This is a genomic window from Streptomyces sp. ICBB 8177 (genome assembly GCF_003144095.1).
In the GTDB taxonomy this organism is placed as follows: domain Bacteria; phylum Actinomycetota; class Actinomycetes; order Streptomycetales; family Streptomycetaceae; genus Streptantibioticus_D.
The window spans coordinates 1,349,816-1,369,389 of sequence record NZ_NSKH01000018.1; the positions used below are offsets into that span (position 1 = coordinate 1,349,816).

16 protein-coding genes and 2 riboswitches are annotated in these 19,574 nt (G+C 73.0%); of the genes, 12 read left to right on the forward strand and 4 right to left on the reverse strand.

The features are described from left to right. From CK485_RS14560 to CK485_RS14580, 5 genes are all read left to right on the forward strand, one after another. Entirely contained in the window at positions 1 to 807 is an 807-nt protein-coding gene (locus CK485_RS14560; RefSeq protein ID WP_109450597.1) for a c-type cytochrome, read from the forward strand. After that, positions 804 to 1,874: a Rieske 2Fe-2S domain-containing protein gene (locus tag CK485_RS14565; RefSeq protein WP_109450599.1), complete on the forward strand. Its 1,071-nt coding sequence runs from the start codon at positions 804 to 806 to the stop codon at positions 1,872 to 1,874. Before CK485_RS14560 ends, CK485_RS14565 begins: the two co-directional genes overlap by 4 nt. Further along, positions 1,871 to 3,517, forward strand: coding sequence for a ubiquinol-cytochrome c reductase cytochrome b subunit (locus CK485_RS14570; protein ID WP_109450601.1), 1,647 nt, complete (start codon positions 1,871 to 1,873; stop codon positions 3,515 to 3,517). Before CK485_RS14565 ends, CK485_RS14570 begins: the two co-directional genes overlap by 4 nt. 162 nt (positions 3,518 to 3,679) lie before the next feature. Next, positions 3,680 to 4,744: an anthranilate phosphoribosyltransferase gene (gene trpD, locus CK485_RS14575; protein ID WP_109450603.1), complete on the forward strand. Its 1,065-nt coding sequence runs from the start codon at positions 3,680 to 3,682 to the stop codon at positions 4,742 to 4,744. 49 nt (positions 4,745 to 4,793) lie between these two features. After that, positions 4,794 to 4,910: riboswitch (SAM riboswitch) on the forward strand. Positions 4,911 to 5,208: 298 nt separating this feature from the next. Beyond that, positions 5,209 to 6,606, forward strand: coding sequence for an aminotransferase class V-fold PLP-dependent enzyme (locus CK485_RS14580; protein ID WP_109450604.1), 1,398 nt, complete (start codon positions 5,209 to 5,211; stop codon positions 6,604 to 6,606). A 24-nt stretch (positions 6,607 to 6,630) separates the two neighbouring features. On the opposite strand, the gene CK485_RS14585 is transcribed toward CK485_RS14580, so the two are convergent. Both CK485_RS14585 and CK485_RS14590 read right to left on the reverse strand, forming a co-directional pair. Beyond that, positions 6,631 to 6,912 carry an Lrp/AsnC ligand binding domain-containing protein gene (locus CK485_RS14585; RefSeq protein ID WP_109450606.1) on the reverse strand — a complete coding sequence of 94 codons (282 nt, stop codon included), beginning with the start codon at positions 6,910 to 6,912 and terminating at the stop codon, positions 6,631 to 6,633. Beyond that, positions 6,909 to 7,775, reverse strand: coding sequence for a rhomboid family intramembrane serine protease (locus tag CK485_RS14590; RefSeq protein WP_109450608.1), 867 nt, complete (start codon positions 7,773 to 7,775; stop codon positions 6,909 to 6,911). The genes CK485_RS14585 and CK485_RS14590 overlap by 4 nt, the downstream gene beginning before the upstream one ends. Before the next feature lie 163 nt (positions 7,776 to 7,938). Between CK485_RS14590 and CK485_RS14595 the strand changes: the two genes are divergently transcribed. From CK485_RS14595 to CK485_RS14620, 6 genes are all read left to right on the forward strand, one after another. Continuing rightward, a complete protein-coding gene (locus CK485_RS14595; protein WP_109450609.1) occupies positions 7,939 to 8,193 on the forward strand; it encodes a hypothetical protein in 255 nt (84 codons plus the stop codon). A gap of 242 nt (positions 8,194 to 8,435) precedes the next feature. Then, positions 8,436 to 9,737, forward strand: coding sequence for an NYN domain-containing protein (locus CK485_RS14600; protein WP_109453016.1), 1,302 nt, complete (start codon positions 8,436 to 8,438; stop codon positions 9,735 to 9,737). 367 nt (positions 9,738 to 10,104) lie between these two features. After that, positions 10,105 to 10,279, forward strand: a riboswitch (cyclic di-AMP (ydaO/yuaA leader). 11 nt (positions 10,280 to 10,290) lie between these two features. After that, the gene (locus CK485_RS14605) at positions 10,291 to 11,298 is read left to right on the forward strand and encodes an NlpC/P60 family protein (protein WP_109450611.1); all 1,008 of its coding nucleotides are present in this window, start codon (positions 10,291 to 10,293) and stop codon (positions 11,296 to 11,298) included. A gap of 216 nt (positions 11,299 to 11,514) precedes the next feature. Continuing rightward, positions 11,515 to 12,555, forward strand: a complete 1,041-nt coding sequence (locus CK485_RS14610) for an NlpC/P60 family protein (RefSeq protein WP_109450613.1) — start codon at positions 11,515 to 11,517, stop codon at positions 12,553 to 12,555. A gap of 42 nt (positions 12,556 to 12,597) precedes the next feature. Further along, positions 12,598 to 13,830 carry a hypothetical protein gene (locus CK485_RS14615; protein ID WP_199239346.1) on the forward strand — a complete coding sequence of 411 codons (1,233 nt, stop codon included), beginning with the start codon at positions 12,598 to 12,600 and terminating at the stop codon, positions 13,828 to 13,830. Beyond that, on the forward strand, positions 13,827 to 14,954 hold the full coding sequence (locus CK485_RS14620) for a M48 family metalloprotease (RefSeq protein WP_109450615.1): 1,128 nt from the start codon (positions 13,827 to 13,829) through the stop codon (positions 14,952 to 14,954). Before CK485_RS14615 ends, CK485_RS14620 begins: the two co-directional genes overlap by 4 nt. Before the next feature lie 18 nt (positions 14,955 to 14,972). Here CK485_RS14620 and CK485_RS14625 read toward each other — a convergent pair whose 3' ends face one another. Further along, positions 14,973 to 16,031, reverse strand: a complete 1,059-nt coding sequence (locus CK485_RS14625; RefSeq protein ID WP_109450617.1) for a mannosyltransferase family protein — start codon at positions 16,029 to 16,031, stop codon at positions 14,973 to 14,975. Positions 16,032 to 16,445: 414 nt separating this feature from the next. Between CK485_RS14625 and CK485_RS14630 the strand changes: the two genes are divergently transcribed. Next, positions 16,446 to 17,576, forward strand: a complete 1,131-nt coding sequence (locus CK485_RS14630) for a glycosyltransferase family 4 protein (RefSeq protein WP_109450619.1) — start codon at positions 16,446 to 16,448, stop codon at positions 17,574 to 17,576. Positions 17,577 to 17,634: 58 nt separating this feature from the next. Here CK485_RS14630 and CK485_RS14635 read toward each other — a convergent pair whose 3' ends face one another. After that, the gene (locus CK485_RS14635; protein WP_109450621.1) at positions 17,635 to 19,431 is read right to left on the reverse strand and encodes an AMP-dependent synthetase/ligase; all 1,797 of its coding nucleotides are present in this window, start codon (positions 19,429 to 19,431) and stop codon (positions 17,635 to 17,637) included. Between the last annotated feature and the right edge of the window lie 143 nt (positions 19,432 to 19,574).

Genomic DNA, 19,574 nt, shown 5'->3' on the forward strand with positions numbered 1-19,574 from the left:
GTGAAAAAGCTCTCCGTACGACGGCGCCACCCGCTGGCGGCACTCGTCGTCCTACTCTTCGCGCTCGCGGCCACCGGGGGGCTGTACGCCGCGTTCGCGCCGGCTGAGAAGGCGCAGGCCGACTCATCCCAGTCCCTCGCCATCGAGGAGGGCAAGAAGCTCTACTCCGTGGGCTGCGCCACCTGCCACGGCACCTCCGGGGCGGGCACCAAGACCGGCCCCAGCCTCGTCGGCGTCGGCTCCGCGGCGGTGGACTTCCAGGTCGGCACGGGCCGGATGCCGGCCCAGCAGCCGGGAGCCCAGATCCCGAGCAAGAAGGTGGCCTACAGCCAGGCGCAGATCGACCAGCTCGCCGCCTACATCGCCTCGCTCGGCCCCGGTCCCAGCGTGCCGACCAAGGCGCAGTACAGCCCGGACGGGGCGGACATCGCCAACGGCGGTCAGCTCTTCCGCACCAACTGCTCGCAGTGCCACAACGCGTCCGGCAAGGGCGGTGCGCTGTCCAACGGCAAGTACGCCCCCACGCTTCAGGGCGTCACCCCCAAGCACATCTACGAGGCCATGCTGACCGGCCCGCAGAACATGCCGAACTTCCCCGACACGACCATGCCGGAGAAGGACAAGAAGGACATCATCGCCTACCTGGGCGAGGTGGACAGCGGTAAGACGCCGAGCGAGGGCGGTCTCGAACTCGGTGGCCTCGGCCCGGTGAGCGAGGGCCTGTTCGGCTGGATCTTCGGTCTCGGCACCCTGATCGCCGTCGCCGTCTGGGTCGCCGCTCACACCACGAAGGCCAGGAAGTCATGAGTAGCCACCCTGGATCCCACGAGGACATGTCAGAAGAGAACCTGCCGAGTGAGCGGTCGGACGCTCACGACGGCGCGGTGGCCGTAGCCGAGGACCCGTTCGCCGATCCCGGCCTGCCGCCCCACAAGCCCCGCCGTCAGGACATCGACGAGCGTGCCGCGCGGCGTTCCGAGCGTGCCGTCGCGTTCATGTTCACGCTGTCCATGGTGGCCACGCTCGGCTTCATCGCTGCGTACTCGCTGATCCCGCCGAGCAAGATCGTCTACATCTTCCCGTTCGGTCACGTCAGCGCGCTGAACTTCTCGCTGGGCTGGTCGCTCGGCGTGGCGCTGTTCTGCATCGGCGCGGGCGCGGTCCACTGGGCCCGCACCCTGATGTCGGACGTCGAGATGCCGCAGGAGCGGCACCCGATCGAGGCGGAGCCCGAGGTCAAGCAGAAGGTGCTGGCCGACTTCCGGCAGGGCGCCGCGGAGAGCCAGTTCGGCCGCCGCAAGCTGATCCGCAACACCATGTTCGGCGCGCTGGCCATGGTGCCGCTCTCCGGCGTCGTGCTGCTGCGCGACCTGGGCCCGATGCCGGGCACCTCGCTGCGGCACACCGCCTGGCGCAAGGGCATGCAGCTGATCAACATGAACACGAACCTGCCGCTGCGTCCCGAGGACGTCGGCGTCGGTTCGCTCACCTTCGCCCAGCCCCCTGGCCTGAACGAGAACTCCGACGACTACGACGACGTCATCGCCAAGGCGGCGCTGATGATCGTCCGTCTGAAGCCGGAGGACATCAAGGACAAGCGGGAGGCGGACTGGGGCCACGAGGGCATCGTGGCGTTCTCCAAGATCTGCACCCACGTCGGCTGCCCGATCAGCCTGTACGAGCAGCAGACGCACCACGTGCTGTGCCCGTGCCACCAGTCGACGTTCGACCTTTCCGACGGCGGCCGGGTCATCTTCGGTCCGGCCGGTCACGCTCTGCCGCAGCTGCGGATCAGCGTGAACGACAAGGGCTACCTCGAAGCACTCGGTGACTTCACCGAGCCGGTCGGCCCGAGCTTCTGGGAGCGCGGATGAGCACCACGAACCACGCCACCGACGACGCGAGCGCACCCCGGGGCAAGGCCCCGGCGGGCGAGCGGCTGGCGGACTGGGCCGACGGCAGGCTGGGCGTCTACAGCCTGGCCAAGGCCAACATGCGCAAGATCTTCCCGGACCACTGGTCCTTCATGCTGGGTGAGATCTGCCTGTACAGCTTCATGATCATCATCATGACGGGTGTCTACCTGACGCTGTTCTTCCACCCGAGCATGAACGAGGTGACCTACAGCGGCCCGTACGTGCCGCTGCAGGGCATCCGGATGTCCGAAGCGTTCAACTCGACCATGAACATCAGCTTCGAGGTGCGCGGCGGTCTGCTGATCCGCCAGATCCACCACTGGTCGGCGGTCGTCTTCATCGCGGGCATGTTCGTCCACATGATGCGGGTGTTCTTCACCGGCGCGTTCCGCAAGCCGCGTGAGGTCAACTGGGTCTTCGGCTTCCTGCTGTTCGTCCTGGGCATGTTCACCGGCTTCACCGGTTACTCGCTCCCGGACGACCTGCTGTCCGGCACCGGTGTCCGCTTCATGGAAGGCGCGATCCTGTCGGTGCCGATCGTCGGTACCTACCTGTCGTTCTTCCTGTTCGGCGGCCAGTTCCCGGGGCACGACTTCGTGGCCCGCTTCTACACCATCCACATCCTGCTGCTGCCGGGCATCATGGCCGGTCTGCTGGTGGCCCACCTGATCCTGGTCTTCTACCACAAGCACACCCAGTTCCCCGGCCCCGGCCGGACCGAGAAGAACGTCGTCGGCATGCCGCTCATGCCGGTGTACATGGCGAAGGCCGGCGGCTTCTTCTTCCTGGTGTTCGGTGTCATCGCGGCGGTCGCCGCGGTCGCCTCGATCAACCCGATCTGGGAGTTCGGCCCGTACCGTCCGGACCAGGTGTCCACCGGTGCGCAGCCCGACTGGTACATGGGCATGGCCGAGGGCCTGATCCGCGCGATGCCGGGCTGGGAGATCAACTTCTGGGGCCACACGCTCCAGTTGGGCGTCTTCATCCCGCTGGTGCTGTTCGGCGTGGTCCTGGCCGTCATGGCGCTGTGGCCGTTCATCGAGTCCTGGGTCACCGGTGACAAGAGCGAGCACCACCTCGCCGACCGTCCGCGCAACGCCCCGACGCGCACCGCGTTCGGCGCCGCGTGGGTGGCCTGGTACATGGTGCTGCTGCTCGGCGGTGGCAACGACATCGCCGCGACCCACTTCCACCTGTCGATCAACGCGGTGACCTGGTTCGTCCGCATCGGGTTCTTCGTGATCCCGGTCCTGACCTTCGTGGCCACCAAGCGGATCTGCATGGGTCTGCAGCGCCGCGACAGGGACAAGGTGCTGCACGGCCGGGAGACCGGTGTCATCAAGCGCCTGCCGCACGGCGAGTTCATCGAGGTGCACGCGCCGCTGGACCAGGGCCAGATGTACACCCTCACCCAGCACGTCCAGCACCAGCCGCTCGAACTCGGCGAAGAGGTCGACGAGAACGGCGTGCGCCGCAAGACCGGCCCGGTCACCAAGCTGCGGGCCAAGCTCTCCCAGGGCATGTACGGCGAGGGAAGCCAGATCCCGAAGCCGACCGCGGAGGAGCACGCGGAGGTCACCAGCGGCCACGGCCACCACTGATCCCCGCGGCGGGCTTCCCGGGGGCACCCCAGCCCCCGGGAAGCCGCCCGACGCGTCACCGAAGGCCCCGTACGGACCGCCACAGTCCGGACGGGGCCTTCGGCGTGCCCGCCGGCTCGATACGCTTGCGACGAGGCATGTCACGTACCCCAGGAGCGGCCCATGAACGCGCGGAACCCAGTCGGAGGCGACGGCGTGGCGACCCGCGGCTGGCCGCAGATCCTCACCCGGCTGCTGGAGGGCCGGGACCTGACGGGGGACGACACCGCCTGGGCGATGGACCGCGTCATGCGCGGCGAGGCCAGCGACCCGCAGATCGCGGGCTTCGCGGTGGCGCTGCGGGCCAAGGGCGAGACCGTGGAGGAACTGGCCGGGATCGTGCGCGCGATGTACGCGCACGCCAACCTCATCGAAGTGCCCGGCCCAAGCGTGGACATCGTGGGCACCGGCGGCGACATGGCCAGGACGGTGAACATCTCCACCATGTCCGCGATCGTGGTGGCGGGCACCGGCGCCCGGGTCGTCAAGCACGGCAACCGCGCCTCGTCCTCCGCGAGCGGCGCGTCCGACGTGCTGGAGAAGCTCGGGGTCAACCTGGAACTGTCGCCGCGCCGGGTCGCTGAGGTGGCCTCCGAGGCCGGGATCACGTTCTGCTTCGCGGTGAAGTTCCACCCCGCGCTGCGCCACGTGGCGAACGCCCGGGCGCAGTTGGGCATCCCCACGGTCTTCAACTTCCTCGGTCCGCTCACCAACCCGGCCCGGGTCACCGCGCAGGCCACCGGCGTGGCCAACGCGCGCATGGCGCCGCTGATGGCGGGCGTGCTGGCCGGACGCGGCTCGTCCGCGTTGGTGTTCCGCGGCGACGACGGCCTGGACGAGCTGACCACCACGGCGACCTCGCAGGTGTGGTGGGTGCGGGACGGCAAGGTCGAGCAGGTCCCGTTCGACCCGCGGGACATCGGCATCGGCCTGGTCCCGGTGGAGGCGCTGCGCGGTGGCGACGCGGCGCACAACGCCGAGGTGGCGCGGCGGCTGCTGGCCGGGGAGACCGGGCCGGTGCGCGAGGCGGTGCTGCTCAACTCCGCCGCCGCGCTGGTGGCCCTCGCCCCCGGTCACGGGACGCTCCAGGAGCAGCTGGCGGCCGGGGTGGCGAAGGCGGCCGAGTCCATCGACTCCGGCGCCGCGCGGGCGGTGCTGGACCGCTGGGTGGCTGCCAGCAACGCCTGAGACGGACGGTGCGGCAGGGGGCGGCGGTCCCCTGCTACACTCACCGGCAGGTCACGAGTGACAGCGCAAAGGCCCCGGCTCGCTGTCCGGCAACCCTCCGTCCGTGGCGGGGTGCCCCGGGTGATGACCAGGCCGTGAGCAGCGAGGCTCATGGCAAGCGCGGACCCCTCGCGAACCTGGGGTCCTGGTTGTCGCGGGAGACTCTCTTGAGCAAGCGAATGCGATAGGGCCGACCGGTCCTTCCCTTTTCCGGCTTTCCGGATCGCGGGCCTTTTCCGGCCCTTCGATCCGCCGGGTTCCGGTCAACGGCCCGTACGCCCCACGTCCGACGCCCGTCCGGCCTCTCTCCGGTACGCGCCGCCGTGCGTCGTTCCTGCGTATTTCACGTCATTCACGCTTTCCGCCCATTCGGCCTCGCCACGGCTCGAAGGCCGAATTCGCCTGCCTCTCCACGGGAGTTCGCCATGTCCGCCTCCGCCTCCGGCCCCGCCGCCTCCGCCGCCTGCCGCACCGCCCCGCTGCCCGTCCTCGGCCGCGACGTCCTCGTCCCGCTGGTCACCGGCGGCGAGGTCACCTACGCCGCACTGGACTACGCGGCCAGCGCGCCCGCCCTCCAGCGGGTCTGGGACGACGTGGCCGCGTACGCGCCGTACTACGGGAGCGTGCACCGGGGCGCGGGCTACCTCTCGCAGCTGTCCACCGACCTGTTCGAGGCCGCCCGCGCCGAGGTCGCCGCCTTCCTCGGCTGCCGCCCCGACGACCAGGTCGTCTTCACCCGATCCACCACCGACTCGCTGAACCTGCTGGCCGCGGCCGTGCCGGAGGGCACCGAGGTCTTCGTCTTCGAGACCGAGCACCACGCCTCGCTGCTGCCCTGGCGCCGCGCCCGGGTGACCTACCTGAGCGCCCCGCGCACCCCCGCCCAGGCCGTCGAGACGCTGGAGAAGGCGCTGGCCGGGCGGGAGGGGAACGCCGAGGCGCTGGTGTGCGTCACGGGCGCGTCCAACGTCACCGGTGAGCTGTGGCCGGTGCGCGAGCTGGCCGCCGCCGCCCACGCGCACGGCGCCCGCATCGTGCTGGACGCCGCCCAGCTCGCCCCGCACCACCCGGTGGATATCGCCGCCCTCGACGTGGACTACGTGGCGTTCTCCGGCCACAAGCTCTACGCGCCGTTCGGCTCCGGCGTGCTGGCCGGCCGGGCGGACTGGCTGCGCGAGGCCGAACCGTACCTGGCGGGCGGCGGTGCCAGCCGCACGGTGGCGCGCCGCGCGGACGGCGGCGTGGACGTCGAGTGGCACACCTCCGCCGCCCGCCACGAGGCCGGTTCCCCCAACGTCATCGGCGTCCACGCCATCGCCTCGGCCTGCCGGGCGCTGCGCGAGGCGGGCTTCGACGCGCTCGTGGCGCGGGAGCGTGTGCTGGTCGGCCGGGTGCTGACCGGACTGGCCGAGGTGCCGGGGGTCAGGGTGCTGTCGCTCTTCGGCGAGGGCGCCGAGCGGGTCGGCGTCATCTCGTTCGTCGTCGACGGCTGGAACAGCTCGCACTTCGCCGCCGCGCTGTCCGCCGAGTACGGGATCGGGGTGCGCGACGGGCTGTTCTGCGCGCACCCGCTGGTGCGCACGCTGCTCGGCGGCGAGCAGGACGCACCGGGGGAGTGCGGCGCGCCCGAGGCCGCGCCGGGCGAGCGGTCGCTCAACGCGATCCGGGTGAGCTTCGGCGCGGGCACCCCCGACGAGCACGTGGACCGCTTCCTGACCGCGGTCGGCGAGCTGGTGCGGGACGGCGCGGCGTGGAACTACCGCACGGAGGACGGCCGTTGCGTGCCGGACCGCTCGGGTCGCCCGGAGCGCCCGCGGGGCTGAGCGGACCGCGTGGCCCGCGGGGTCTCAGCCTTCCAGGCCGATGGAGAACGCCGCCTCCAGGTCGTGCTGCGAGTAGGTGCGGAACGCCACGTGCGTGTCGGTGCCCGCGACGCCGGGGATCTTGCTGATCCGGCCCGGGATGACGTCCGCGAGGTCGTCGTGCCGGGCCACCCGCACCAGGGCCACCAGGTCGTACGTCCCGGTGACCGAGTAGACCTCGCTGACGTGCTCCAGGGCCGCGATGGACTCGGCGATCTCGGGAATCCGGTCGACGTCGGTCTTGATGAGCACGATCGCGGTGATCACGGCTGGCCCTCTCCTCGGGTCGCGGCTTGCGGGGCCAGCTTAGACCGCGGCCGGAAGAGCGCCGCCGTCACCGCGAACCCGAACACGAAGCCGGTGACGTGGGCGAGGTACGCCACCGCGGGCCCGGCCTGCTCGGTACGGGCCGCGATCCACTGCAACCCGAACCAGAACGCCAGCACCACCCACGCCGGGAAGCGCAGCGGCAGGAAGAGCAGGAACGGGAAGAGACTGGTCACCCGGGCCGACGGGTGCAGGAACAGGTAGGCGCCCAGCACCCCCGAGATCGCCCCGGACGCGCCTACCAGGGTCTGCGCCGAGCCCTGGTGGCCCAGCGCGTAGCCGTAGGTGGCGACGTAGCCGGTCACCACGTAGAACACCGCGAAGCGGGCCCGGCCCATCCGCTCCTCCACGCCCGCGCCGAAGACGTACAGGAAGAGCATGTTGCCCAGCAGGTGCGCCCACCCTCCGTGCACGAACAGCGAGGTGAGCACCGACAGGAACGGCACCTTCACCATCCGGGCCGGCACCGGGCAGCCGGACGGCAGCCCCAGCGAGGCGGGCGCGAGCGTGCCGTGCCACAGCTCCACCGGGATCACCCCCCAGCGGTCGAAGTACCGGGCCTGGGCGCACAGTTGCGCGTGACCCGTGCCGTACGCCGGGTCCAGGCCGGACAGCGGCGAGACCAGGAAGACCAGGACGCACAGGCCGATCAGGCAGTACGTGACCAGGGGTGGACGGACTCCCGGACGCCGCGCCGGGACCAGGCCCCGGACGACGGCGCGCGCGGCCCGGGCGGTCGGCCCGCGGTACGAGCTGAACCGGGGCAGGAGCCCTGGCTCCCCCTGGCGGCGTGGCGGCGGCATGAGGCGATCATGGCGGACCGCGCGGGCCCGGCCGGGCCGCCTCGCCGGACACCCTCTGCACGCGGGGCGCGGCAGGCCGTAGGGTTGACCGAGCGCATGCGATTCCTTTCGGCCATGCGGCGTACACCGTCGCCGCCCCACCGCACAGGACGAGGACGACACGATGCCGGTGCCCGAGCCCACCGCCACCACCCGCTGGCGCTGCACACTGTGCGGCAACCTGACCCGGTTCGACGTGACGCGCTCGACGCGGGCCGTGGAGTACGTCCACCTCGATCTGGCGGGGGAGCCGAAGGTGGAGGAGCGCGAGGTGCTGAGCGAGGCGGTGGAGTCGGTGCGCTGCCGCTGGTGCAACGCGGTGGACCGGATCGAGCTGGTGGACCGGCCGGGTTCCGGCCAGGAGCCTGGGCGGGCCTGACCCGCGCACGGCGGGGACAATGGGGGGTGTACGGACGGCCAAGGGGAGAGCGACGGGAGTGACTGGTGGAGCGTACGGACGGCAATCCGCGGGCGGTACCGGAAGGCGCCGGCGGATCCGACGAGCCGCCGGTCGACCAGGGCCCCGACCATCCGACCGATCCACCGCCCGGCGGTGACACGCGCGGTGATGACGCGCGGGGCGGCGACGGGGCGCGGGGCGACGAGGAGCAGGGCGAGAGCCTGGACCGCCCGCTGCCCGAAGGGGTGCGGCACCGGGTCGTCGCCTTCGCGGCCGACGCCTTCGGCTCGCTGACGACCGCCGAACTGCCCGCCCAGTTGCGGCAGTACGCCCGGTTCACCCCCTCGCGCCGGGCGAAGTTCGCCGCCAACGCGCTGGCCGCCGCGCTGGAGACCGACCCCGTCTTCCGGCAGCGCATCGCCGGCCGGCTGCGCGAGACCCAGGGGGAGCTGGCCGCCGCGCTCGACGCGGGCACGCCGCCGCCCGCCGCCGATCCGCTCGACGTGGCCGCCGCCGCGTACCTGCTGCGCCCCGCCGGGTGGCCGAAGCTGGTGGCAGCCGCGGGCGAGGAGGCCCAGCGCGCCCACGCCGACCAGGTCGGCGAGGAGACCGCCCGCGAACTCGGCCGCCTGCGCGCGGAACTCGCCCAGGTGCGAGCCGCCGCCCAGCAGGAGGCGCAGGCCGCACGGGCCGAACTGGACGCGGCCCGCAAGGAGTCGGACTCCCTGCACCGCAAGCTGCGCAGCGCCACCAGCGACCTGCGGCGCGGCGAGGCGGCGGTGCGCAAGCTCCAGGCCGAGCTGGAGCGCGTACGGGCGGCGCACGGCACGGAGCTGGCCGCGGCCGAAGGGGAGACGCGCAGGCTGCGGGCCCGGCTCGCGGAGGCGGAGTCCGCCCTGGAGGCGGGGCGCCGCGCGGTGCGCGAGGGGCGCAGCCTGGAGGACATGCGGCTGCGGCTGCTGCTGGACACCGTGCTGGAGGCGGCTCAGGGGCTGCGCAGGGAGCTGGCGCTGCCGCCGGTCACCGAGCGGCCCGCCGACGCGGTCGAGGCGGTGGCACCGGGCGCCATCAACCCCAAGGACATCGCGCGCCGCGCCCTGTCGGAGGACGACCCGGCGCTGCTGGACCAGTTGCTGGCGCTGCCCCAGGCACACCTGGTGGTCGACGGCTACAACGTGACCAAGACCGGCTATCCCACGATGCCGTTGGAGAAGCAGCGTCTGCGGTTGCTCGGCGGGCTCGCGGTGCTGGCCGCGCAGTCCGGTGCCGAGGTCACCTGCGTCTTCGACGGCGCGGAACTGGCGGCGCCGGTGCTGCTGGCGCCGCCGCGCGGGGTGCGGGTGCTGTTCAGCAAGCCGGGGGAGACCGCGGACGAGCTGATCCGCCGGCTGGTGCGGGCCGAACCGCCGGGGCGCCCGGTGGTCGTGGTCTCCGCGGACCGCGAGGTCGCCGACGGCGTGGCCCGCGCGGGTGCCCGCCCGGTCGCCTCCACGCTGCTGCTGCGCCGGCTCTCGCGCGGCTGAACTCCGCCGCGCGCGGGGCGACTCCTCCATGATCACCCTGTAGCCGCCAATTGCGCCATGGAAGTCCGTTTTACGCCCCGGAATGATTCATCGCGCCTTTTCCGCCGCCGAGTTGGCCCATGAGTGGCGACCAATTCGGACTGTGATCCGCGACACACGGGCTTGTGGTATGTGGTCCCAGCAGGTGAGTTCGGTGGACGCAGCGTCAAATCACCGTCACGGGTGGTGCGGTGCGCGTAAAGAACTCGCATGCCCGCCAACTTTTTTCCCGCAAGGATTTGAACCGATCACAGCTTGGTTACTAGGGTCATCCCTCGAACCCCCGCGTAGTCGATCATCCGCCCGGATGACAGTGGGGGCTCCCGCCGAGTTCGACGCGCCGGTTCAGTAGCACGGGGGGCACCGACGCGCGGAGCCGGGGAACCAACGTTCCCGGGGTGAATCGGGGTCAGGACGCGCCGACCAGGGCGCGTGAGACCCCGTAGGGCTTCTTCCGGCCCGAATCCGACAGCTCACCCGGTAGGCGGCAGCAGGAAGAAGGAGCTTGCCTCCCGTGGCGTCCCACCGTCGTCCGAAGCCAGCCAGTCGTACCCGTGTGACCGTCCTGACCGCGACCGCCGCGGCGGCCGTCGCCCTGTCGTCCCAGGCTGCCAACGCCGATCCCAAGCCGAGCGTCAGCGACGTCAAGTCCCAGGTGGACAGCCTCAACCAGCAGGCCGAGCAGGCGACCGAGAAGTACGACGGCGCCCAGGAGAAGCAGAGCCAGCTCCAGCAGCAGGTCAACGACCTCCAGAACAAGGTGGCCCGCGAGCAGGCGAGCCTCAACAAGCTGGCCGACAACTTCGGCGAGCTCGCCAGCGCGCAGTACCGCACCGGCGGGATAGACCCGTCCCTCCAGCTGTTCCTGTCCTCGGACCCCAACAGCTACCTGGACAAGGCCACCATGCTCGACCAGCTCAGCGGCACCCAGGCCGACGAGCTGAAGCAGATCGAGGCGCAAAAGCGCGTGCTGGACCAGGAGCGCGCCGAGGCCTCCGCCAAGCTCGCGCAGCTCGACAGCACCCGCAAGGCGCTCCAGCAGAACAAGCAGGACGTCCAGAACAAGCTGTCCAAGGCGCAGAGCCTGCTCAACACGCTGACCGCCTCCCAGCGCGCCTCCATCGAGAACGGCGGCGCGCTCAACGACCCCAGCCTCGGCGACTCGAAGGCCGCCTCGGCCCGCGCCCAGGCCGCGCTCGACGCCGCGAAGACCCGCATCGGCGACCCGTACGTCTACGGCGCCACCGGCCCCAGCTCCTTCGACTGCTCCGGCCTGACCCAGTGGGCCTACGCGCAGGCCGGCATCTCGCTGCCGCGCACCTCGCAGGAGCAGGAGAACGTCGGCCAGCACCTGACCGAGAGCGAACTCCAGCCGGGTGACCTGGTCATCATGTACGGCGGCGACCACGTCGGTCTGTACGCGGGCAACGGCATCATCCTGCACGCCCCGCACACCGGCGCCACCGTGCGCTACGAGCCGCTCAGCGACATGCCGTTCGACTTCGGCGTGCGCGTGGGCTGACGCTTGCCCGACTTCACCCGACGGCCCGTGGCGTTCGCGCCGCGGGTCGTCGGCGTGTGTGCGCCGTGCGGGTGACGTGCGGCGGGGGGTGCTGACGTGCGGGGGCCGTGACCTGGGGATTGCCGGAACACGCCGATCACGGGTGGCTCGCGGGGTTTTGAACTCTGCGTGACCGTGCGGCTACTGTCGCCTCCGCACAGAAGGAGGTGCGCCCCCATGGCGTCCCATCGCCGTCCCACGCAGCCGGGTCTGGTCCGGGCCGGCCGTGTCACGGTGCTCTCCGCCGCCGCGGCCGCCGCCGCGGTCACCAGCGCGCTGCCGGCCGGCGCCGCGTCCCACGACAGCCCCGCCGACGTCAGGTCCAAGGTCGAGGGACTGTACGAGCAGGCCGAGCAGGCCACCCAGCAGTTCGACGCGGCCCGCGAGGCCGAGGCGCGGCTGCGTGGCGAACTGGACACCCTGCACGACGAGTTGGCGCGTGCCCAGCAGAAGGTCAACGACCTGCGCGACAGCCTCGGCCGGGTCGCCGGGGAGCAGTACCGCGACGGCGGCATCGATCCCACCCTCGCCCTGCTGCTCACCTCCGACCCCAGCGGTTACCTCGACCGCGCCGCCGACCTCGACCGCATCGCCTCCGAGCGCACCGGGCAACTGCGCCAACTGCGCGCCGCGCAGCGGGTGCTGGACCAGGAGCGCCGTCAGGCGGCGGGCAAGCTCGCCGAGCTGACCCGCACCCGGCTCGAACTCGGCAGCCACAAGCGGACCGTGCTGGGCAAGCTCGGCGAGGCCCGCCGCCTGCTGGGCACCCTGACCGCCGCCCAGCAGGCGGCGGTCGGCCTGGGCGGCGCCGACGACCGGCGCACCGCGTTCGGCGGCCCGGTGCCGGACCTGCCCGACCTGCCCGCCGCCTCGGGACGGGCCGCCGAGGCGGTCGCCGCCGTACGCGCGGCGCTGGGCATGCCGTACTCCTGGGGCAGCACCGGACCGACCGCGTTCGACTGCTCGGGCCTGATGTACTGGGCCTACCAGCACGCCGGGATCACCCTGCCGCGCACCTCCCAGGAGCAACTGCACGCCGGACAGCACGTCCCCCTCGCCGAGGCCCGCCCCGGCGACCTGGTGATCTACCGGGGCGACGCCTCGCACGTCGGCATGTACGTCGGCGGCGGCAAGGTCATCCACGCCCCCTACCCCGGCGCCCGGGTGCGCTACGACCCGGTGAACATGCTGCCCGTCGACGCCGTCGTGCGGCCCTGAGGCCGCGCCGGGGGCGATCCGCCCCGGCCGTACGATCGACGCATGGGCCCACGGATCCGGCGAGCGGGGGCCGCCGCGCTGGGCTGCGTGGCGGCCCTCGCCGTGCTGGTGTCGGGCTGCTCCGGGAGCGCGGGCGGCGGCGCGGCGCGGCGCACCGACCGCGCGGTGCGGGGGGTGCTGGACGCCCGGGCGCGGGCGGTGCTCCACCACGACCGCGGTGCCTTCCTCGGCACCGTCGACCCGGACGCGACCGGCTACCTCGCGAGCCAGCGCCGGGTCTTCGCCGACCTGGCCGCCGTCCCGTTCGCCACCTGGTCCTACCGGCTGCGCTCGACCGGCGCGTTCCCGCTCGCCGACAGCGCCCACCAGGTCGCCGCCCGGGTCGAGCTGGACTACGCGCTGCGCGGCTACGACCGCGCGCCGGTGGCCTCCACCGAGTACCTGACGTTCACCGAGCGCGCGGGCCGCTGGTACCTCGCCTCGCAGACCGACGGCGACGCCTCCGGCAAGCGCTCGGACGTCCAGCCGTGGGACCAGGGGCCGGTCACCGTCGTCCACGGTGCCCACAGCCTCGTGCTCGGCGCGGGCAGCGCCGCCTCGCTGAACGCCTACGCGCGGCTCGCGGACGCCGCCGTGCCCGTGGTGCGCCGTCAGTGGCCGGGCGACTGGCCGGGCCGGGCGATCGTCGAAGTGCCGGGCAGCGAGGCCGACATGGCGGCGCTGCTGGGCGCGCCGCCCGGCACCTACCAGGGCATCGCCGCCGTCACCACCGCCGAACTGCGCGGCACCGGCACCGCGCCCGCCGACCGCGTCATCGTCAACCCGCAGGCGTTCGGCGAACTGAGCGCGCTGGGCCGGTCGGTGGTACTCACCCACGAACTGACCCACGTCGCCACGCGCACCGCGACCACCTCGCGGACCCCGACCTGGCTGTCGGAGGGCTTCGCCGACCTCGTCGGCTACAGCGGCAGCGGGCTCACCGCGCGTCGCGTCGCCCCCGAACTCGCCACCGACGTCCGCGCGGGCCGCGCGCCCACCGCCCTGCCCACCACCGCCGGCTTCGCCCCCGGCTCCCCGGGCATCGCGCAGGCGTACGAGGGCGCGTGGCTGGCCTGCCGCATGATCGACGCGCAGTGGGGCCACGCCGATCTGGTGGCGTTCTACCAGGCGGCCGGGCGCGAGGGCGTCGAGCAGGCGACGCGCTCGGTGCTGGGCGTCAGCGGCGCCGGGTTCACCGCCCGCTGGAAGGCGTACGTGGCGAAGGAGTTGGGGTGACGGCAGCGGCGGGCGACTTCACCGCGGAGCAGATCGCCAGGGGGCGCGCGTTGCGCCGGGCGCAGTGGCCGTGGCTGCTGACGGAACGGGCGCTCGTGCTGGCCCTGCTGCTCGCCCTGGGCCTGACCCCGGCGGGCGCCGCGCTGGTGGCCGCGTTCGGCGGCGCGTGGTGGGCGAGGGTGCTGGGCGGCGCGGTGGCGCTGGTGCTGGCGCAGGAGGTGCTGAGCCTGCCGTTCGCCGCCCGGGTACGGGTGGTGCGCGCCCGGTTCGGACTGGTGAACGGGGGCTGGGTTGGCTGGGCCGCCGACCGGGCGCGCGGGCTCGCGGTGAGCCTGCCGCTGGTCACCGGCGCCCTGTTCGGCCTGTACGCGACCGCGTCCGCGACGCCGCGCTGGTGGGCGTGGGCGGCGCTCGCGGCGGCCCTGCTGGTCGTGGCGCTGTCCTGGGTGGCGCCGGTGGTCCTGGAGCCGCTCTTCAACCGCTTCACGCCGATGGAGCCGGGGCCGTTGCGCGCCGCGCTGCTGGAGCTGGCCGACCGCGACCGGATCGCGGTGCGCGACGTGCTGGTCGCCGACGCCTCGCGCCGCACCACCGCCCTGAACGCCTACGTCTCCGGCTTCGGCCGCACCCGCCGCGTCGTCGTCTACGACACCCTGCTCGCGGCGGCGCCGCGGCGCGAGATCGAGCTGATCACCGCGCACGAACTCGGCCACGTCAAGCACCGCGACGTCACCCGGGGCACCGCGCTGGCCGCCGTCGGCGCGGCGGCGGGCGTGCTGCTGCTGGCGGCCGTCTGCCAGTGGCACCCCCTGCTGGCGGCCTGCGGGGCGCCCCGCTTCGCCGATCCCCGCTCGATCCCGCTGCTGGCGGCGGTCGCGGCCCTGCTGTCGGCACTGGCGGGACCGTTCACCTGCGCGGTGAGCCGCCGGGTGGAGCGCCGGGCGGACCTGCACGCGCTGCGGCTGACCGGCGACGCGCCCGAGTTCATCGCGATGCAGCGGCGGCTGACGGTGGCCAACGTCGCCGACCCCGACCCGCCGCGCGCCCTGCACCTGCTGTTCGGCACCCACCCCACGGCGGTCCAGCGCATCGCCGCCGCGCGCCGGTTCGCGGCCGGGAGCTGACCGTGGCCCGGCGGCCGCCTAGATCGCGTACATCCAGTTGGTCAACATGTACGCGCCGAACCAGGTGCCGAACAGCGCGTACAGCGCCATCGCCGGGCCGGCCGAGCGCACCCCGGCCTTCCCGAACGCCCGGGCGAGCGGCAGCAGCGTGAGCAGCGCGGGCACCAGCAACCGCGGCTTGGAGTGGTAGTAGTTGGTCTGTCCGACGGTCAGGACGAAGACCAGCAGACCGTAGACGACCAGCGGCGGCCAGGTGCGCTGGAGCACGGCCGTCGCGCAGCCCACCGCGCCGAGCAGCAGCAGGACCGCGATCGACACCGGCACCCAGTCGCTGCCCCGCTGGAGGGTGGTCTCCAGGAACCGCCAGGTGGCCAGGCCCCAGTCCCACGCCGTGTTCCAGCCCGCGTTCTGTATGGTCAGCCACGCCGTGGGCCTCCCCACCCGCAGCCCGACCCAGGCCACGTAGCCCGGCACGCCCAGGCCGCCGATCACCACCGCGGCGAGCGCCCGCCGGTCGATCCGCCGGGCCCGCCACATCGCGGTGCCCGCCGCCACCGCGAGCGCCGCCGACAGTGCCACGCCGGTGGACCGGCTCAGCCCCGCCAGCAACGCGAACACACCCGCCGTCAGCCACCGTTCACGGTGCACGGCCAGCAGGCACACCGCCGCGAGCAGCAGGAACAGGCTCTCGCTGTACCCGATCCACAACGTGATCGCCATCGGCTGGGTGAAGACCACCAGCACCAGGCACAGGGCCGCCCTCGGCCCGTACAACCGCGAGCCCAGCCGGTGCGTGGCGACGGCCGCGCCCGCCGAGGCCAGCCAGCTCACCGCCACCGACGCGCTCTGCCCGCCGAGCCCGGTGACCGCGCCCGTCAGTTTGATCAGCGCCGGGTAGAGCGGGAAGAACGCCAGCGTGTTGCCGGTCAGGTGCCCCTGCGCGTCGTAGCTGAAGCCGTGCGGGTAGCCCTGCTGCGCGATCTGCACGTACCACTGGTTGTCCCACGGGGTGAGCGCCGCGTGCAGCCAGTCGGGCCGGTTGGCGAGCCAGGCCAGCATCAGCAGTTGCAGCGCCATCGCGCCCGCCCAGACCGCCAGCGGCGGCCAGGCCAGCTCGGCCCACTCCCTGACCCGGGAGCCGGGCGTGGCACCCGGTACGTCGCGCGGTGGGCTGTCGGGGCTGGTGAGGACCGGCAGCGCGGTCTCCTTCGCTCAGGGTTCGGTCAGGGGTTCGGCTCAGGCTACGCTACGGGGTCCTTCGGGGCGGGGGTGTGGGGCTCGGGTTGTCGCCCGTCTGCGGGTGGTCTGTGGCTGGTCGCGCAGTTCCCCGCGCCCCTTTTCGTGCTTGCGGTGCGCCGGTGTTTTTCAGGGGCGCGGGGAACTGCGCGACCCGCCCCCACCGGCCGTGGGGCCGACACGACCGTGCACCCCCCGGACTGAGGCATCCGCATCCTGCGCAGAAAAAACCCGCACCCGATAACGTCGGACCCGATGGACAAGACCCTGATCGTCACCAACGACTTCCCGCCCCGCCCCGGCGGCATCCAGGCGTTCGTGCACAGCATGGCGCTGCGGCTCGACCCCGGGAAGGTGGTGGTCTACGCCTCCACCTGGAAGGACGGCTCCGAGGTCGCCGCCTTCGACGCCGACCAGCCGTTCCCGGTCGTCCGCGACCGCACCTCGATGCTGCTGCCGACGCCGCGGGTGACCCGCCGGGCGGCACGGCTGCTGCGCGAGCACGGCTGCTCCTCGGTGTGGTTCGGCGCGGCGGCGCCGCTCGGGCTGATGGCCCCGGCGCTGCGCGCGGCCGGCGCCCGGCGGATCGTGGCGACGACCCACGGGCACGAGGCGGCCTGGGCCCAGCTGCCCGCCTCCCGGCGCCTGCTGCGCCGGATCGGCGAGGCCACCGACACGGTCACCTACCTCGGCGAGTACACCCGCTCCCGCATCGCCGGGGCGCTCACTCCCGCCGCCGCCTCCCGCATGGTCCAACTGCCGCCCGGCGTCGACGAGAAGGCCTTCCACCCCGGCTCCGGCGGCGCCGTGGTGCGCGGCAGGCTGGGCCTGTCCGACCGGCCGGTCGTGGTGTGCGTCTCCCGGCTGGTGCGCCGCAAGGGGCAGGACACCCTGATCCGGGCGATGCCCGACGTGCTGCGCCGGGTGCCGGACGCGGTCCTGCTGATCGTCGGCGACGGCCCGTACCGCGCCGAGCTGGAGAAGCTCGCCGCCGACACCGGTGTCGCCGAGGCGGTGCGCTTCACCGGCGCCGTCCCGTGGGAGCAACTGCCCGCGCACTACGGCGCGGGCGACGTCTTCGCGATGCCGTGCCGCACCCGCAGGGGCGGGCTGGACGTCGAGGGCCTGGGCATCGTCTACCTGGAGGCGTCGGCCACCGGACTGCCGGTCGTGGCGGGCGACTCCGGGGGCGCGCCGGACGCGGTGCTCGACGGCGAGACCGGGTGGGTGGTGCGCGGCGGCGAGCCCGACCAGGCGGCCGACCGCGTCGCGACCCTGCTGGAGGACCCCGAACTGCGCGCACGCCTCGGCTCGCGCGGGCGGCGCTGGGTGGAGGAGTCCTGGCGCTGGGACCTGCTGGCGGACCGCCTGCGCGGCCTGCTGTAGAGGCCCGGTTGCGGGGGCGGCGCGAGCCGCCCCCGCAACCGGGCCGCGACGGCCGCGCTCAGGAGCCGTACAGCGCCTCGACCTCGTCCGCGTAGTCGCGCAGCACCACGTTCCGCTTGAGCTTCAGCGACGGGGTGACGTGGCCGGACTCCTCGGTGAACTGGCCCGGCAGCACGCGGAACTTCTTGACCGCCTCGGCGTGGCTGACCGCCGCGTTGCCGTCGTCGACCGCCCGCTGCACCTCGGCCAGCAGGTCCGGGTCGTCCCTGAGGGTGGCCGCCGTGGAACCGGCGGGCTTGCCGTGCTGCTCGGCCCAGCGCGGCAGGAACTCCTCGTCCAGCGTCACCAGCGCGCCCACGAACGGCTTGGCGTCGCCGACCACCATGCACTCGGCGATCAGCGCGTGCGCACGGACGCGGTCCTCGATCACCGCGGGGGGCACGTTCTTGCCGGCCGCCGTGATGATGATCTCCTTCTTGCGGCCGGTGATGGTCAGATAACCGTCCTCGTCCAGCGTGCCGATGTCCCCGGTGTGGAACCAGCCGTCCGCCAGCGCCTCAGCGGTGGCCGCCTCGTTGTTCCAGTAGCCGGTGAACAGGTGCTCGCCGTGCAGCAGCACCTCGCCGTCGTCCGCGATCCGCACGACGCTGCCCGGCAGCGGCTGCCCGACGGTGCCGATCTTCGGCCGGTCCGCCGGGTTGAACGCGGTCGCGGCGCAGGACTCGGTGAGGCCGTAGCCCTCCAGCACGGTGAAGCCGATGCCACGGTAGAAGTGGCCCAGCCGCTCGCCCAGCGGTGCGCCGCCGGAGATGGCGTGCGTGGTGCGGCCGCCGAGCACGCCGCGCAGCTTGCTGTAGACCAGCCGGTCGAACGCCTTGTGCTTCAGCCGCAGCGCGAGACCGGGGCCGGCGGCGGTGTCCAGGGCACGGCTGTAGTCGATGGCCACCGCCACCGCCTTGTCCAGCACCTTCGCCTTGCCGCCCTCCTGGGCCTGCGCGCGCGCCGAGTTGTAGACCTTCTCGAAGACCCGCGGCACGCCCAGCACCAGCGTCGGGCGGTAGCCGGCGAGGTCGTCGGTGAGGTTCTTGATGTCGCTGACGTGCCCCAGCTTGATCGGGGCCATCAGCGCCGCGACCTGCACCAGCCGCCCCAGCACGTGCGCCAGCGGCAGGAAGAGCAGCACGGAGGAGTCGCCGGTGCGGAACAGCGGCTTGAGGCGGGCCACCACGTTGCCGCACTCCGCGAAGAACGCGCGGTGGGTGAGCACGCAGCCCTTGGGGCGGCCGGTGGTGCCGGAGGTGTAGACGATGGTCGCCGGGGTGTCCGCGTCGGCGATCGCGCTGCGCTCGTCGACCTGCGCGTCGGAGACGTCGCTGCCGGCCGCGCCCAGGGTCTCCACCGCGCCGGAGTCGATGCCCCACACGTGCTTCAGCCGCGGCAGCCGCTCGCGCACCGACTTCACGACCGCCTCGTGGCCGGCCGACTCCACCAGCACCGCGACCGCGCCGGAGTCGGACAGGATCCACTCCACCTGCTCGGCGGAGGAGGTCTCGTAGACCGGCACGGTGACCGCGCCCGCGCTCCAGATCGCGAAGTCCAGCAGCGTCCACTCGTAGCGGGTGCGCGACATCAGCGCCACGCGGTCGCCCGGCTCCACGCCGGAGGCGATCAGGCCCTTGGCGGCGGCGCGCACCTCGGCGAGGAAGGTGGTGGCGGTGACGTCCCGCCAGCTTCCGGCGACCTTTCTGGCCAGTACGGCGACCTGGGGGTGCTGAGCGGCGTTGCGGCGGATCAGATCCGTCAGGTTGCCGTCGGCGGGGACCTCGTACAGGGCCGGAAGGCTGAACTCGCGCAAGACTGCTGCTCCTCGTCGGCGCCGGCTTCGTCGTCGGCTGCGCCCGTGACCAGTGGCCGGAGCCGGCCGAGCCGTTGATCAAGAGCCATATTCGGACTGCCCGGACGTTACCCATCGGTAGACCGCGGGGATAGGGGGTCGGG

What these genes read in the sequence shown, in the direction of transcription:
- CK485_RS14565 (WP_109450599.1), top strand. Translation starts at nt 804, where the DNA reads ATGAGTAGCCACCCTGGATCCCACGAGGACATGTCAGAAGAGAACCTG.
- CK485_RS14570 (WP_109450601.1), top strand. Translation starts at nt 1,871, where the DNA reads ATGAGCACCACGAACCACGCCACCGACGACGCGAGCGCACCCCGGGGC.
- trpD (WP_109450603.1), top strand. Translation starts at nt 3,680, where the DNA reads ATGAACGCGCGGAACCCAGTCGGAGGCGACGGCGTGGCGACCCGCGGC.
- CK485_RS14580 (WP_109450604.1), top strand. Translation starts at nt 5,209, where the DNA reads ATGTCCGCCTCCGCCTCCGGCCCCGCCGCCTCCGCCGCCTGCCGCACC.
- CK485_RS14590 (WP_109450608.1), bottom strand. Translation starts at nt 7,775, where the DNA reads ATGCCGCCGCCACGCCGCCAGGGGGAGCCAGGGCTCCTGCCCCGGTTC.
- CK485_RS14595 (WP_109450609.1), top strand. Translation starts at nt 7,939, where the DNA reads ATGCCGGTGCCCGAGCCCACCGCCACCACCCGCTGGCGCTGCACACTG.
- CK485_RS14610 (WP_109450613.1), top strand. Translation starts at nt 11,515, where the DNA reads ATGGCGTCCCATCGCCGTCCCACGCAGCCGGGTCTGGTCCGGGCCGGC.
- CK485_RS14615 (WP_199239346.1), top strand. Translation starts at nt 12,598, where the DNA reads ATGGGCCCACGGATCCGGCGAGCGGGGGCCGCCGCGCTGGGCTGCGTG.
- CK485_RS14625 (WP_109450617.1), bottom strand. Translation starts at nt 16,031, where the DNA reads ATGGCGCTGCAACTGCTGATGCTGGCCTGGCTCGCCAACCGGCCCGAC.
- CK485_RS14630 (WP_109450619.1), top strand. Translation starts at nt 16,446, where the DNA reads ATGGACAAGACCCTGATCGTCACCAACGACTTCCCGCCCCGCCCCGGC.